The organism is Streptomyces sp. NPDC006339, assembly GCF_040612775.1.
GTDB lineage: Bacteria > Actinomycetota > Actinomycetes > Streptomycetales > Streptomycetaceae > Streptomyces.
In genome coordinates this window covers 115483-129589 of the sequence record NZ_JBEXQW010000003.1, presented here as the reverse complement: position 1 = coordinate 129589, position 14107 = coordinate 115483, and the positions used below count along the sequence as shown (strand labels likewise).

The window sequence follows — 14107 nt, the reverse complement described above, 5'->3', positions numbered from 1 at the left end:
ACGCACGGAACGCACGGAACGCACGGAACGCACGGAAAAAACGGAAGGCGTGGACCGTGTGGACCGCGTCCAGATCTTCCAGGTGTCCACCCTCTACGGCGCCGCGACCGTGGCCGCGGCCGTCGACGCCGGACAGTTCGGCGCCCCCGGCCACGCCCGCCGCCTCCTGCTCGTCTCGCACAACGCCGAGGTCCCCGAGACCGCGGTCCGCCTCGCCTCCATGACCGGCTACGAGCGGATCGCCGCCCGCTTCGACGAGGTCGTGGACTGGAACGAGGCCGTCCACCCGCACCACCCCAGCTCCTGGGCACCCCGCCCCGAGGAGGCCCCGCTGTGGCAGCGGGTCTTCCGCACCGCGTGGGGGCTCGGTCCCGCCACCACGGTCGAGGTCGTCGTCGAGTCCATCCAGGTCAACCCGGCCAAGGCACTCGCCGCCGTCTTCGCCGAGAGCGCCGTCCACGTCTACGCCGACGGGCTCATGAGCTACGGCCCCACCCGCGACGAACTGCCCCAGTCCCTCGCCTGCCGCGTCCGCCGCGTCCTCCACCTCGACCTGGTGCCGGGCCTGCGGCCGCTGCTGCTCACCGAGTACGGCGTCGAGGCCGAGCTGGTCCCCGACGACGCCTTCCGCGCGGTGCTGCGCGAGATCGCGGAGGCCGCCGGGGAGAGCGCCGAGGACGTGGGCCTCACCGCCGCTGCCGCCGCCGCTCCCACCGCCCTGCTGCTCGGTCAGTACCTGGCGGCCCTCGGCATCCTCACCGCCGAGGAGGAGGAGGACCTGCACGTACGGATGCTGCGCGGCGCCGCCGCGGCCGGGCACCGCTCCGTCGTCTTCAAGCCCCACCCCACGGCCCCGGCGAGCTACTCGACCGCCCTCCACGAGGAGGCCGCCCGCGCGGACGTCACCCTCACCGTCCTGGACGGGCCGCTGCTCGCCGAGACCTTCTACGAGCGCTGCCGCCCCGAACTGGTGGTGGGCTGCTTCTCCACGGCCATGCTCACCGCCGCCGTCTACTACGGCGTGCCCGTCGCACGCGTGGGCACGGACACCGTCCTGGCCCGGCTCACCCCGTACGAGAACAGCAACCGCGTCCCGCTGACCGTCGTCGACCACCTCGTGCCGGACCTGGCCGGCGGCGAGCGGCCCGTCGTGCCGGGCGGCGCGCCCGCGAGCCTGGCGCCGCTGGTCCGGGCCGTCGGCTACTGCATGCGGCCGACCGCCCACCCGGGTCTGCGCGCCGAGACCGTCCGCTACCTCGCGGAGCACCGGGGCGACCCGGCGGCCGCCCTCCACTTCCCGGAGGAACGGCTCGCCGAACTGGGGCTGACGACGGCAGCGGCCCGCGTCTGACCGACCGCCGTCCGCCCCTCAGGTCCGTGTCAGGTCGAATCTCGGGTCGACCCCAGGTCGATCTCAGGTCCGTTCCGCCGACCGGACGAGCGTGAAGACCGCGCCCTCGGGGTCGGTCACCAGGGCCAGCCGCCCCGCCGTGCCCTCGCGCGGCGGGCGGAGCACCTGGCCGCCCAGCTCCGAGACCAGCCGGGCGGACGCGTCCACGTCGTCGACCTCGAAGTACGTCATCCAGTGCGCGCCCCGGTCGCGCGGCAGCGCCGCGCCCACGCCGTGCAGGGAGACGACCGGGCGGCCCTGGAGGTGGAGCGTCAGATAGTCGAAGTCGGCGGAGACGCCGGGCTCGACCTCGTACCCGAAGATCGTCTGGTAGAACTTGCCGACCGAGGCCGTCTCGTAGGTCAGGAGCTCGTTCCAGACCGGCGTGCCGGCCGGGCCGGCGGTGGCCGTGCCGTGGTGGGCCTCGGCCTGCCAGACGCCGAAGACGGCGCCGGCCGGGTCGGAGCAGAGCGCCAGCCGCCCGGCCTCGCCCGCGTCGAGCGGACCGACGGCGACCGTGCCGCCGCAGCAGCGGATGGTCTCCGCCGTCTCGTCGGCGTCGTCCGTGGCCAGATACGTCGTCCAGGCGATCGGCAGATGGCGGTCGGGCGGCAACTGGCCGATCCCCGCCACCTCGCGGCCGTCGAGCAGTGCCCGCACATAGGGGCCGAGCTGCTGCGGGCCGGGCACGAAGTCCCAGCCGAACAGCGACGCGTAGAACTCCAGCGTCGCGTCAAGTCCGTGCACCATCAAGCTCACCCAACAGGGTGTGCCGGGTGTGCGCCGAGGCGCCTCGGTCATCGTCACTCTCTCCTCGCCAGTGGCCGTACGAGGGTGGGGTCGGCGGGCCGTACGGCGGGGCTCCGGCGGGTCCCTGCCCACCAACCGCCCGTCGTACACATCGACCGGTCGTACGTCCCGTGCCGATGGTCGCACCGCGGGGCGGGCCGCGCGCCCCGGACGATTCCGGAAGGAGGGCCGTCTTCAGGGTGCGCGCTGCGCGAGGATGGCACCCATGAAGCCCATCATCTCCGCAAGCGAACTGTTGAGCGAGTCGGCGGGGGCGCGGCCCCCGGTCCTCCTGGACGTCCGCTGGACCCTCGGCGGCCCGCCCGGACGCCCCGAGTACGAGGCCGGGCACCTTCCCGGCGCCGTGTACGTGGACCTGGACACCGAACTCGCGGGTCCGCCCGGACGCGGCGGCCGCCACCCGCTGCCGGACCTCGCCGCCTTCGGGGCCGCGATGCGTCGTGCGGGTGTCTCCGCGGACACGCCGGTCGTCGTCTACGACGGCGGCCCGGGCTGGGGCGCGGCCCGCGCCTGGTGGCTGCTGCGCTGGGCGGGGCACCCGGATGTGCGGGTCCTGGACGGCGGCCTCGCCGCCTGGGAGGGGGAGCTGTCCAAGGACATCCCGTCCCCCGAGCCCGGCGACTTCCAGCCACGCCCGGGCGGCATGGGTCTGCTCGACGCGGACGGCGCGGCGGCGCTGGCCCGCGCGGGGCTCCTCCTGGACGCGCGCGCCGCGGAGCGCTACCGCGGCGACGTCGAACCCATCGACCGCGTCGGCGGCCACATCCCCGGCGCCGTCTCGGCCCCGACGACGGAGAACGTGACCCCCGACGGCCGCTTCCTCCCCGCCGACGCGCTCGCGGCCCGCTTCACCGCCCTGGGCGTCGCGGAGGCCGCGGACGTCGCCGTCTACTGCGGCTCGGGCGTCTCCGGAGCCCACGAGGTCCTCGCCCTCCAGCTCGCCGGCTTCGACGCCGCCCTCTACGCCGGCTCCTGGTCCGACTGGTCCTCCGACCCCACCCGCCCCGTGGCAACGGGCCCGGACCCGCAATAGCCCGCACCGCCCGAGGCCATGGGCTCGACTCGCCGGATGACCCCGTGCCCGGACCCAGTAGTGACGAGGGCCGGGGGCCACGGGCGTGACTCGCCGGAAGGCACCGGGCCCGGCCGCGCGGTGACCGGCACCGCCCGGGGGCCACGGGCCGGACTCGGGGCGTCGCCCCGGCCCGGGCTCGCGGCTGTCCGGGCCGTCGACCACTCCAGGGCGTACTTCGAAGGGGGCCGCGCACACCGGCGCGGCCCCCTTCGACGTACGTACGGGACGTCGGTCCGGTCGTCACTCCTGCTTTTTGCGGCGGGTGCCGAAGACGATCTCGTCCCAGCTCGGGACGGCCGCGCGGCGGCCCGGGCGGACGCCGTCCGCCTCGGCCTGGCGGTCCGTGGCGCCGTGCAGGCGGTCGCGGTGGCCGGAGACGGCGCGCGGCATGAGGACGTCCGCGTAGGCGGAGCCCGCACCCGCCGAGGCGGCCGGGGCCGGCGGCTCCTCCGCCTCGACCTCGTCGGAGGGCTCCGTGTCGGACGGTTCGGTCACCACCAGGTCGCCGCGGAAGCTGGGCACGGCCTCCAGGAGGCTGGTCAGGGAGTCGCGCTCCTCCTCCGGCTCGGGCGCCGGGACCGGCGTCCGGTCCATCTGGCGGTCGAGCGCGCGGTCCAGCGGCCGGTCCCGGGGCAGCCGGGCGATCCGCGGGACGAACGGGAAGCTCGGCTCCGGCACCGCGGCGAGCGTGTCGTCGGTCTCGCCGATCAGCGCGCGCGCCTCGTCGTCGACGGCCTGGACGAGCCGCCGCGGCGGGTCGTACGTCCAACTGGCGGTGTGCACCTCGCCCGCCACCCGGTAGACCAGGAGGACCTCCCAGGTGCCGTCGTCACGGCGCCAGGAGTCCCACTGCACGGTGTCCTTCTCGGCGCCGCGCAGCAGCAGCCGTTCCTGAACGGCCTCGCCGAGCTGCGGTCCGGTGTTCTCGCCCGGCCGTCGTACGGGGGTCTTGCGGGCCCGCTCCGCCATGAACGCGCGCTCGGCGAGCACGGGGCCCTCGAAGCGCCGTACCCGGTCGACGGGGATGCCGGCGAGCTGGGCGACCTCCTCGGCGGAGGCACCGGCACGTATCCGTGCCTGGATGTCGCGGGGGCGGAGGTGGCTCTCCACCTCGATCTCGATCTGGCCGAGGCGCGCGCGGTCGTTGCGCACGGCGGCGCGCAGCCGCTCGTCGATCGGAAGCGTGTACTCCGTGCTGTCAGCAGCCTTCAGCACCAGTCGTGTGCCGTCGTTCGAGACGGCCACGACACGCAGTTCGGGCATGGGAACCTCCCGGGTGGTGCCTGCCGACGTCACGTGCGTCGCTGCTTCCGCTAGTCGAGTGTGGCCTGCCCGGGTGCAGCCTGCCACAACCCTGCCGAGTTGCCCGGCGTGTCGGGCCTGGACCCTGGAACGCCGTTATGGCACGGTTACCCACTTGCGACACAGAGTGATCGACCGTCACGCTGTGTCGCGGGAGTCCGTGCGGTGCCGCGGCGCCGCCGGTTCGAGTGCCACCTTCGGCCCCCTTCCGTCGATTCCGGACACCCGTGAGGGAATCCGGACCCAGGGTTCGCCACAGTACTCCATTCGGGCCACCTGGGTGGACAGGCGCGCCGCCCAACTTCTCGGGGTGTACGGGAGTTGATTCCCCGTCGTCCGGGTGACGCGTGTCGCTCTTCACAGAAACACCAGAAACGGAACTAATCCCTTCGCCCTTTTGTCCCTTGTGGGTGCATGGTGGAACAGATGAACAAGCAGGGGCCGGAGATGCGTCACACGAAGACCATGGAGACGACTGAGACGGCGGGAAAGGCAGGCAAGGCTGAGAAGACAGGCAAGGCGGGGAAGGCGGAAGGGAAGCGGTTCGACCTGAGCGTGCCTCAGGTGGCCGGCAGCGCCCTCGCGACCGTCCTCGCCGCCAAGCTCGCCTCCACGCTCGGCGTGTACGGCACCATCGTCGGCGCCGGTGTGATCAGCGTCATCGCCACCTGCGGGGGCCCGGTCCTCCAGCACCTCCTCAAGCGCACCGGCGAGCAGATGCGCGAGGTCACGGTCCCCCGCCCGAAGGCGCGCCAGGCCGCCGAGCCGTACGAGAGCGGGGCGACGCCGGCCGGGGAGTTCGGCGAACCCACCACCCACGGCACCCGGGTCCGGGGCTGGAAGCGCCCCGCCCTCGGCGCCGCCCTGGTCTTCCTGATCTCGATGGGCGGCATCACCGCGTACGAGCTGACCTCCGGACAGGACCTCAGCGGCACCAGGGGCACGACCACGTTCGGCTCCGTGGTCAGCGGTCAGGGCGGCGGAGGCGGAGGCGACGGCAAGGGCGAGGAGCGGCCGGCCGGGGGCGGCACGCCCGACGCGACGCCGAGCGCCGGCGCCGGGCAGGGAGACCCGGGGGAGCGGACCGGCGGCGGGGACGCCCCGGCCCCGGGCGACACCCCCGGCACCGGTCCGGCCACTCCGGACACCACTCCGACGCCGGCGCCCACGCCCACCCCGACGCCCACGCCGTCCGGTTCCACCGGACCCGCGGGCGGCGCCACCACCGCCCCGCCGACTTCCCCGCCCGCCGCCCCCGCCCCCGAGAGTCCCGGGGGCACGGGAGCCGAGTGACCGTCAGTCGCCCAGGACCCGGCGCAGATAGTCGTTCGCGAAGCGCCGGTCCGGGTCGAGACGGTCCCGCAGGGCCGTGAACTCGGCGAACCGCGGATAGACCTTCTCGAAGTAGGCGGCGTCCCTGGTGTGGATCTTCCCCCAGTGCGGCCGGCCGCCGTGCGCGGTCATGATGCGCTCCACCGCGGTGAAGTACCCGCGGTGGGGCGTGCCCTTGTACAGGTGCACGGCGATGTACGCCGACTCGCGGTCCGAGGCCGTGGACAGCGCGATGTCGTCCGCCGGCGCCGTGCGCACCTCCACCGGGAAGCTCACCTTCAGCGGCGAGCGTTCGACCATCGCCTTCAGCTCGCGCAGCGCCGGCACCGCCGCCTCGCGCGGCAGCGCGTACTCCATCTCCAGGAAGCGCACCCGGCGCGGCGAGGTGAACACCTTGTACGGGATGTCGGTGTACGTACGGGCCGACAGGGCCCGGCTGGAGACCTTGGCGATCGACGGGACCAGCGGCGGCACGGCGCGCCCCACCGCGCAGGCGATCTGGAAGACGCCGTTGGAGAGGAGCTCGTCCTCGATCCAGCCGCTCAGCCGCCCGGGCGGAGCGGCGGGGCCCGCGCTGCGGTTGTTGCGCTTGGTGGTGCAGTTGTCGGTGTGCGGGAACCAGTAGAACTCGAAGTGCTCGTTCTCCGCGTGCAGCGCGTCGAACTCGGAGGTCACGCGGTCGAAGCTCATCGGCTCCTCGCGCGCGGTGAGCAGGAAGACCGGCTCCACGGCGAAGGTGAGGGCCGTGACGATGCCGAGCGCCCCGAGTCCGATCCTGGCGGCGGCGAAGACCTCGGGGTTCTCCGTCGGCGAGCAGGTCATCAGCCGGCCGTCGGCCGTGACCAGTTCGAGCGCGCGGATCTGCGCGGCGAGGGAGGCCGACTCGCGGCCGGTGCCGTGGGTGCCCGTGGAGGTCGCCCCGGCGACCGTCTGCTCCATGATGTCGCCCATGTTCGTGAGCGACAGGCCCTCCCGGGCCAGCGCCACGTTGAGCCGCTTGAGCGGGGTGCCGGACTCGACGGTCACCGTCATCGTCTCGCGGTCGATCCGGCGGATGCCGGTGAGCAGCCCCGGCCTGATGAGGACGCCGTCCGTGGCGGCGATCGAGGTGAAGGAGTGGCCGGTGCCGACCGTCTTCACCCGCAGCCCGTCCTCGGCGGCCTTCCGCACGGCGTCGGCGAGCTCCTCGGCGGAGGCGGGACTCACCTCCCGTACCGGCCGGGAGGTGACGTTCCCCGCCCAGTTACGCCACGTGCTGCTCGCCGTCGAGCCGTTCCCCGACCGCTGTGTCATCGTCACGCTGCCCCTCCCGCGTCGGCACCGGCCTGCGCAGCCGGCGATAGCCCAGGAGCGCCACCACGACCGCGAGCGCACCCGAGACCACGGGCACCACGTACGCCGCCTCCGCCCCGGACGCGTCGACCACCCAGCCGGCGGCCGAGGAGCCGAGCGCCACACCGATCGCGAGCCCGGTCCCTGTCCAGGTCATGCCCTCGGTCAGTTTGGTGCGCGGTACGTGCGCTTCGACGAGGGCCATGGTGGTCACCATCGTCGGCGCGATGGACAGGCCCGCGACAAAGAGCGCCACGGCCAGCAACGGCAAGTTCCCGGCCAGTAGGAGGGGGATCATACTCACGGCCATGGCGCAGACGCCCACGAGCCAGCGGACGGACGGCTCGCCCTTGACGTGGAGCAGTCCGAAGACGGCGCCCGCGAGGCAGGAACCCAGCGCGTAGACGGCCAGAACCAGACTTGCCGCGGCCTTGTGGCCCTGCTCCTCGGCGAAGGCGACGGTCACGACGTCCACCGAACCGAAGATGGCGCCCGTGGCGACGAAGGCGAGGGCGAGCACCTGCAGGCCGGGGGAGCGCAGCGCGGAGCCGCCGGAGTGCTCCTCGCGGGGGTGCGGGACGGGCTCGGTGGCGCGCTGAGCGGTCAGCCAGAAGACGCCGACGGCGAGGAAGACACCGGCGAGCAGCGGGCCGGCCTCGGGGAACCAGATGGTCGACAGGCCGATGGAGATGATCGGGCCGAAGATGAAGCACACCTCGTCGACGATCGACTCCCACGAGTACGCGGTGTGCAGCCGCTGGGCCTCGCCCCGGTAGATGTCCGCCCACCGGGCCCGGGTCATCGCGCCGACGCTCGGCACACAGCCGACGAAGGCCGTGAACACGAACAGCGTCCAGTCGGCGGCCTCGAACTGCACGCAGAGCAGCAGTCCCGCGGCCGCCGCCAGCGAGATCAGCGTCGCCGGGCGCAGCACCCGCCGCTGGCCGTAGCGGTCGACCATGCGGGAGATCTGCGGGCCGAGCACCGCGGCGGACATCGCGAGGGTCGCGGAGAGCGCGCCGGCGAGCCCGTACCGGCCCGTGACCTGCGAGATCATGGTCACGATACCGATGCCCATCATGGACAGCGGCATACGGCCGAGGAAGCCGGCCACGGAGAAGGATCTGGTGCCGGGGGCTGCGAAGATCGCGCGGTAGGGACTGGGCAAGATGATCTCCGGGCTTCCGCTCAACACGTGTAATTAATAGCTAAAGCCTACGGCCTTGAATTGGATCGGTCACGCTCCATTTTCGGCCCGCCCGGACGGGCGGCCCTCCGCAGGGGCCTCGCGGTCGCGGGCGCGGGAAGGGTGGGAGGATCGGTGCCATGTCCGACGAGCTCGATCCCGCCCCGTACGACGCGCTGCTGCTGCTCTCCTTCGGCGGCCCCGAGGGCCCGGACGACGTGGTCCCGTTCCTGGAGAACGTGACCCGCGGCCGAGGCATCCCCAAGGAACGCCTGAAGGAGGTGGGCCGGCACTACTTCCTCTTCGGCGGCGTCAGCCCCATCAACGACCAGAACCGCGCCCTCCTCGACGCCCTGCGCGCGGACTTCGCCGAGGCCGGTCTCGACCTGCCGGTCTACTGGGGGAACCGGAACTGGGCGCCGTACCTCACCGACACCCTGCGCGAGATGGTCACCGACGGCCGGCGCCACATCGCCGTCCTCGCCACCAGCGCGTACGCCTCCTACTCCGGCTGCCGCCAGTACCGCGAGAACCTCGCGGACTCCCTCGCCGAACTGGACGCGGAAGGGCTGCCGCTGCCCCGCGTCGACAAGCTCCGGCACTACTTCAACCACCCCGGTTTCGTCCGGCCCATGGTCGAGGGCGTGCTCGCCTCGCTCGCCGCACTCGACGAGTCCGTGCGCGACGGGGCCCACCTGGCCTTCACCACCCACTCCATCCCCGACTCCGCCGCCGACACCTCGGGCCCCGTCACCGAGCACGGCGACGGCGGCGCCTATGTGAAGCAGCACCTCGACGTGGCCCGCCTGATCGCCGACGCGGTCCGCGAGGAGACCGGCGTCGAGCACCCCTGGCAGCTCGTCTACCAGTCCCGCAGCGGCGCCCCGCACATCCCGTGGCTGGAGCCGGACATCTGCGACCACCTGGAGGAGCTGCACGGCGCCGGGGCCCCCGCCGTCGTCATGGTGCCGATCGGCTTCGTCTCGGACCACATGGAGGTCCTGTACGACCTCGACACCGAGGCCACCGCCAAGGCCGCCGAGCTCGGGCTCCCGGTGCGGCGCTCGGCCACGGTCGGCGCCGACCCGCGGTTCGCCGCGGCCGTGCGCGAGCTCGTCCTGGAGCGGGCCGCCACCGAACGCGGGCAGCGCGTGGAGCGCTGCGCCCTCGGCGCGCTCGGGCCCTCCCACGACCTCTGCCCGATCGGCTGCTGCCCCGCCCGGGCCGAGCGGCCGGCGGCGGCCGGCGCCGACAGCCCGTACGCGTAAGGAGACCGCCCCGTGACCGACCCCCTGCTGCCCGAACTCCTCGACCTGGCCCTGGAGGCCGGGCGCCGGGCCGGCGCGCTGCTGCGCGACGGGCGGCCCGACGACCTGGCCGTGGCCAGGACCAAGTCCAGCGCCATCGACGTCGTCACCGAGATGGACATCGCCGCCGAGAAGCTGATCACCGGCTTCCTCGCCGAGCACCGCCCCCAGGACGGCATGCTCGGCGAGGAGGGCGCCTCCAGCGCCGGCACCAGCGGGATCCGCTGGATCGTCGACCCGCTCGACGGCACCGTGAACTACCTCTACGGGCTGCCGACCTGGGCCGTCTCCATCGCCGCCGAGCGGGACGGCGAGACCCTCGTCGGCGTCGTCGAGGTCCCGCTGCGCGGCGAGACCTTCCACGCCGTCCTCGGCGGCGGCGCGTGGCTCGGCGACCGCCGCCTGGCCGTCCGCCCCTCCCCGCCGCTCGACGAGGCCCTGGTCGCCACCGGCTTCGCCTACGTCCAGACCCGCCGCGCCCACCAGGCCGACGTCGTCCAGCGCCTCATCCCACGCGTCCGCGACATCCGCCGCTCCGGCTCGGCCGCCGTCGACCTCTGCGACGTCGCCGCCGGCCGCCTCGACGCCTACTACGAACGCGGCCTCCACCCCTGGGACCTCGCCGCCGGCACCCTCATCGCCCGCGAATCCGGCGCCCTGACGGGCGGCCGCCCCGGCGACCCGGCCTCGGGCGAGCTGACGTTGGCGGCGTCGGAGGGGGTGTTCGGGGTGTTGCAGGGCTTCTTGGAGGAGTGGGGGGCCTGGCACGACTGAGGCAGGAGCGGCCGGGGCATGCCGGGCTGGCGCGCCTGAGGCGCGAGGGACCGGGCATGCCGGGCTGGCACGCCTGAGGCGCGAGGGGGCGAGCACTCCGGGCTCGCGACTGCCCCGAGGGCCCTGGGCACGCCGGACGGAGTCCGGCCGGCCGTCCGAAGCCTGTGAGGCCCCTGGGGCCGAGCAGTGCGAGGGCGGCCATCGAGGCGACTGCCCTCGCCGCCGGCACCCTCATCGCCCGCGAGTCCGGCGCCCTGACGGGCGGCCGCCCCGGCGACCCGGCCTCGGGCGAGCTGACGCTGGCGGCGTCGGAGGGGGTGTTCGGGGTGCTGCAGGGCTTCCTGGAGGAGTGGGGGGCCTGGCGCGACTGAGGCCCGGCCGGGCGGCCCGGCGGGCACATGGGCGGGCCCCCGGAGTCGGTGACTCCGGGGGCCCGCTCACGTCGATGGGGTCAGGCGCAGGACGCGCCGACCTCCACGCCGTGTTCGGCGGCCAGGCGGTGCAGGTCGTCGAGCTCGGCCTGCTCGACCTCCGCGAGGAAGTCGTCGCCCGTCTCACGAGCGCGCGTGAGGTCGGACTGCGTGGTCTTGATCCGGTGCAGCAGTCCTGCGGTGAAAGCGTCCATCGTGCGCCCCCTCGTCGTGGGTCGGTGGCACGGGGGTGTGCCGGGGGTGGGTGGATCACACACCGCAACCTCTGGGGGACAGAGAGCGGTAGGTGGCGTGACACCTACAGGGCGTGATCGCGGGGTGTGCAGTCGTCCTCCCCACCCCTTTCCTCAGAGAAACCTCAACCCGGCCGCGAATCAGGCCGATCCCCGCCGGCGGATCCGGCCGCACCCGCGCCCCCCGCCCCGCCCCACCGCCCCTCGCCCGTCCGGCCCCCACCGCCGCCTTACAGCCGGTTTACGCGCGTTCGGGGCAGGATGGACACGCACAGTCAGTGCGTGAAACCGCCCGTCCGCGTCCAGGACCAGGGCCCACGAAAGGACTTCAGACGTGCGCGTACTCGTCGTCGAGGACGAGCAACTGCTCGCGGATGCGGTGGCCACCGGCCTGCGCCGGGAGGCCATGGCGGTCGACGTCGTGTACGACGGCGCGGCCGCCCTGGAGCGGGTCGGGGTCAACGACTACGACGTCGTGGTCCTGGACCGCGACCTCCCCCTGGTCCACGGCGACGACGTCTGCCGCAAGATCGTCGAGCTCGGCATGCCCACCCGCGTCCTGATGCTCACCGCGTCGGGAGACGTCAGCGACCGCGTCGAGGGCCTGGAGCTCGGCGCCGACGACTACCTCCCCAAGCCCTTCGCCTTCAGCGAGCTCACCGCCCGCGTCCGCGCCCTCGGCCGCCGCACCACCGTCCCGCTCCCGCCCGTCCTGGAGCGCGCCGGCATCAAGCTCGACCCGAACCGCCGCGAGGTCTTCCGCGACGGCAAGGAGGTGCAGCTCGCGCCCAAGGAGTTCGCCGTCCTGGAGGTCCTGATGCGCAGCGAGGGCGCCGTCGTCTCGGCCGAGCAGCTCCTGGAGAAGGCTTGGGACGAGAACACCGACCCGTTCACCAACGTCGTACGCGTCACCGTGATGACCCTGCGGCGCAAGCTCGGCGAACCCCCGGTGATCGTCACCGTGCCGGGCTCGGGCTACCGGATCTGACCGCCGATGGTCCAGACTCCGGCGCCCCTCCACGCGCCTCCGAAGCCGACCTGGGACCCCCGGGACCCGGTGCGCCCGCTGCTGCGGCCGACCATCCGGATAAGGCTCACCCTGCTCTACGGCGGGATGTTCCTGATCGCCGGCATCCTGCTGCTGGCGATCATCTACCTGTTCACCGCGCAGGCCCTCCGGGACAGCACCTCCGAGCTGCCCTTCAAGGTCGTCACCGGCACCGTCCAGCCCACCACCGACTGGTGCGACCTCCCCGAGAAGTCCACCGGCGAGCAGCTCAACAACGCCGTCACCATGTGTCTGCGCCACCAGAGCGACATCGCCCTGGACGACCTGCTGCGCCGCTCCCTGTTCGCCCTGCTCGGCCTGAGCATCATCGCCTTCGCCTTCGGTTACGCGATGGCCGGCCGGGTGCTCTCCCCGCTGGGCCGGATCACCCGGACCGCCCGCCAGGTGGCCGGATCCGATCTGTCCCGGCGGATCGAGCTGGACGGCCCCGACGACGAGCTCAAGGAGCTCGCCGACACCTTCGACGAGATGCTGGAGCGCCTGGAGCGGGCCTTCAGCGCCCAACAGCGCTTCGTCGCGAACGCCTCGCACGAGCTGCGCACCCCGCTCGCGATCAACCGCACCCTGCTGGAGGTCCAGCTCTCCGACCCCGAGGCGCCGGTGGAGCTCCAGCAGCTCGGCAAGACCCTGCTCGCCACCAACGAGCGCAGCGAGCAGCTCGTCGAGGGCCTGCTGCTGCTGGCCCGCAGCGACAACGAGATCGTCGAGCGGAAACCCGTCGACCTGGCCGAGGTCGCCTCGCGGGCGATGGACCAGGTGCACGCCGAGGCCGAGGCCAAGGGCGTGGCGTTCCGGGGCGAGCGGGGTCCGGCCGTCGTCCGGGGCAATGGCGTCCTGCTCGAACGGATCGCCCTGAACCTCGTGCAGAACGCCGTCCGGTACAACGTGCCGGAGGACGGCTGGGTGGAGGTCACCACCACGACCGGCAACGGTCAGGCGGTCCTGGAGGTCTCCAACACCGGCCCCGTCGTCCCGGCGTACGAGATCGACAACCTTTTCGAGCCATTCCGGCGCCTCCGTCAGGAGCGCACCGGCAGCGACAAGGGGGTCGGCCTCGGCCTGTCGATCGCGCGCTCCGTCGCGCGTGCCCACGGGGGCCGTATCATCGCGGAGCCCCGCGAGGGCGGTGGTCTCGTGATGCGCGTCACTCTCCCGATCTGACACACTGCACGAGCCGACCGGTTTTGTTCGCTTTGCGCGGAATTTCCGGTTTCCATTCCTGAGACGGTCCTGTGTGATCGATCACAGGAATGGGTGCCCGTCCCTCCACTCTCCGTGATCGCGAATTCCCTCGGAAAACCCGGAAAAGTCCGGGTTTCCGGGGGTCCGAATGACGGGAAGTACACGGGGTGGCGCCTGCGAGGGACCGCCGACGGACCGTGTACGGTCCGGTTCGCCACCCAAAGCCGCTCACTCGTGAGAGGGCGGATTGGGTGTCGATTGAGTAACAGACCTTGATGTGAGGCAAAATCTCCGCCTCGGGTCGGGCACAAGTCCGGCCTCTCACGCGTTACGTGCGCTGGAGACACCGCAAACCACCCAGAGGGGGAGAGCGACATGGCAACGGATTACGACACCCCACGCAAGACCGACGACGACGTCGACTCGGACAGCCTTGAAGAACTGAAGGCCCGCCGGAACGACAAGTCGACCTCGACCGTCGACGTCGACGAGTTCGAGGCCGCCGAGGGCCTGGAGCTCCCGGGCGCCGACCTGTCGAACGAGGAGCTCGCCGTCCGGGTCCTGCCCAAGCAGGCCGACGAGTTCACCTGCATGAGCTGCTTCCTCGTGCACCACCGCAGCCAGTTGGCCCGGGAGAAGAACGGCCAGCCGATCTGCCGCGACTGCGACTGAGATCGAGCGGCC

The 14107-nt window shown here is 72.9% G+C and carries 13 protein-coding genes and 1 pseudogene; 9 read left to right on the top strand and 5 right to left on the bottom strand.

The genetic code is table 11. The features are described 5' to 3' along the window. Positions 1 to 49: 49 nt before the first annotated feature. Positions 50 to 1351, top strand: coding sequence for a polysialyltransferase family glycosyltransferase (locus tag ABZ135_RS03435; RefSeq protein WP_356691287.1), 1302 nt, complete (start codon positions 50 to 52; stop codon positions 1349 to 1351). 63 nt (positions 1352 to 1414) lie between these two features. Here the strand turns inward: ABZ135_RS03435 and ABZ135_RS03430 are convergent, their stop codons facing one another. After that, positions 1415 to 2191 (bottom strand): VOC family protein, encoded by a 777-nt coding sequence (locus ABZ135_RS03430; RefSeq protein ID WP_356691285.1) that lies wholly within the window; start codon positions 2189 to 2191, stop codon positions 1415 to 1417. Positions 2192 to 2405: 214 nt separating this feature from the next. Here ABZ135_RS03430 and ABZ135_RS03425 point away from each other — a divergent pair, with 214 nt between their 5' ends. Beyond that, entirely contained in the window at positions 2406 to 3233 is an 828-nt protein-coding gene (locus tag ABZ135_RS03425; protein WP_356691283.1) for a sulfurtransferase, read from the top strand. Positions 3234 to 3515: 282 nt separating this feature from the next. On the opposite strand, the gene sepH is transcribed toward ABZ135_RS03425, so the two are convergent. Then, on the bottom strand, positions 3516 to 4571 hold the full coding sequence (gene sepH / locus ABZ135_RS03420) for a septation protein SepH (protein WP_356691282.1): 1056 nt from the start codon (positions 4569 to 4571) through the stop codon (positions 3516 to 3518). Positions 4572 to 5003: 432 nt separating this feature from the next. Here sepH and ABZ135_RS03415 point away from each other — a divergent pair, with 432 nt between their 5' ends. Next, on the top strand, positions 5004 to 5870 hold the full coding sequence (locus ABZ135_RS03415; protein ID WP_356691280.1) for a hypothetical protein: 867 nt from the start codon (positions 5004 to 5006) through the stop codon (positions 5868 to 5870). A 3-nt stretch (positions 5871 to 5873) separates the two neighbouring features. Here the strand turns inward: ABZ135_RS03415 and ABZ135_RS03410 are convergent, their stop codons facing one another. After that, the gene (locus ABZ135_RS03410) at positions 5874 to 7202 is read right to left on the bottom strand and encodes a D-arabinono-1,4-lactone oxidase (RefSeq protein WP_356691469.1); all 1329 of its coding nucleotides are present in this window, start codon (positions 7200 to 7202) and stop codon (positions 5874 to 5876) included. Then, the gene (locus ABZ135_RS03405; protein WP_356691279.1) at positions 7153 to 8409 is read right to left on the bottom strand and encodes an MFS transporter; all 1257 of its coding nucleotides are present in this window, start codon (positions 8407 to 8409) and stop codon (positions 7153 to 7155) included. Before ABZ135_RS03405 ends, ABZ135_RS03410 begins: the two co-directional genes overlap by 50 nt. Before the next feature lie 158 nt (positions 8410 to 8567). Here ABZ135_RS03405 and ABZ135_RS03400 point away from each other — a divergent pair, with 158 nt between their 5' ends. The 3 genes and pseudogenes from ABZ135_RS03400 to ABZ135_RS03390 form a co-directional block, all read left to right on the top strand. Beyond that, positions 8568 to 9695 (top strand): ferrochelatase, encoded by a 1128-nt coding sequence (locus ABZ135_RS03400; protein WP_356691278.1) that lies wholly within the window; start codon positions 8568 to 8570, stop codon positions 9693 to 9695. Positions 9696 to 9707: 12 nt separating this feature from the next. Then, positions 9708 to 10508 (top strand): inositol monophosphatase family protein, encoded by an 801-nt coding sequence (locus ABZ135_RS03395; RefSeq protein WP_356691276.1) that lies wholly within the window; start codon positions 9708 to 9710, stop codon positions 10506 to 10508. A gap of 215 nt (positions 10509 to 10723) precedes the next feature. After that, positions 10724 to 10879 (top strand): annotated as a pseudogene (locus ABZ135_RS03390) (inositol monophosphatase); the annotation flags it as partial. Between the two features lie 80 nt (positions 10880 to 10959). On the opposite strand, the gene ABZ135_RS03385 reads toward ABZ135_RS03390, so the two are convergent. Further along, positions 10960 to 11133, bottom strand: coding sequence for a hypothetical protein (locus ABZ135_RS03385; protein ID WP_352079527.1), 174 nt, complete (start codon positions 11131 to 11133; stop codon positions 10960 to 10962). 373 nt (positions 11134 to 11506) lie between these two features. Here ABZ135_RS03385 and ABZ135_RS03380 point away from each other — a divergent pair, with 373 nt between their 5' ends. From ABZ135_RS03380 to ABZ135_RS03370, 3 genes are all read left to right on the top strand, one after another. Next, positions 11507 to 12160, top strand: a complete 654-nt coding sequence (locus ABZ135_RS03380; RefSeq protein ID WP_345485078.1) for a response regulator transcription factor — start codon at positions 11507 to 11509, stop codon at positions 12158 to 12160. 6 nt (positions 12161 to 12166) lie between these two features. Continuing rightward, positions 12167 to 13402 carry a HAMP domain-containing sensor histidine kinase gene (locus ABZ135_RS03375; protein WP_356691274.1) on the top strand — a complete coding sequence of 412 codons (1236 nt, stop codon included), beginning with the start codon at positions 12167 to 12169 and terminating at the stop codon, positions 13400 to 13402. A 396-nt stretch (positions 13403 to 13798) separates the two neighbouring features. Beyond that, positions 13799 to 14095, top strand: coding sequence for a DUF4193 domain-containing protein (locus ABZ135_RS03370; protein ID WP_003955561.1), 297 nt, complete (start codon positions 13799 to 13801; stop codon positions 14093 to 14095). Positions 14096 to 14107 lie beyond the last annotated feature (12 nt).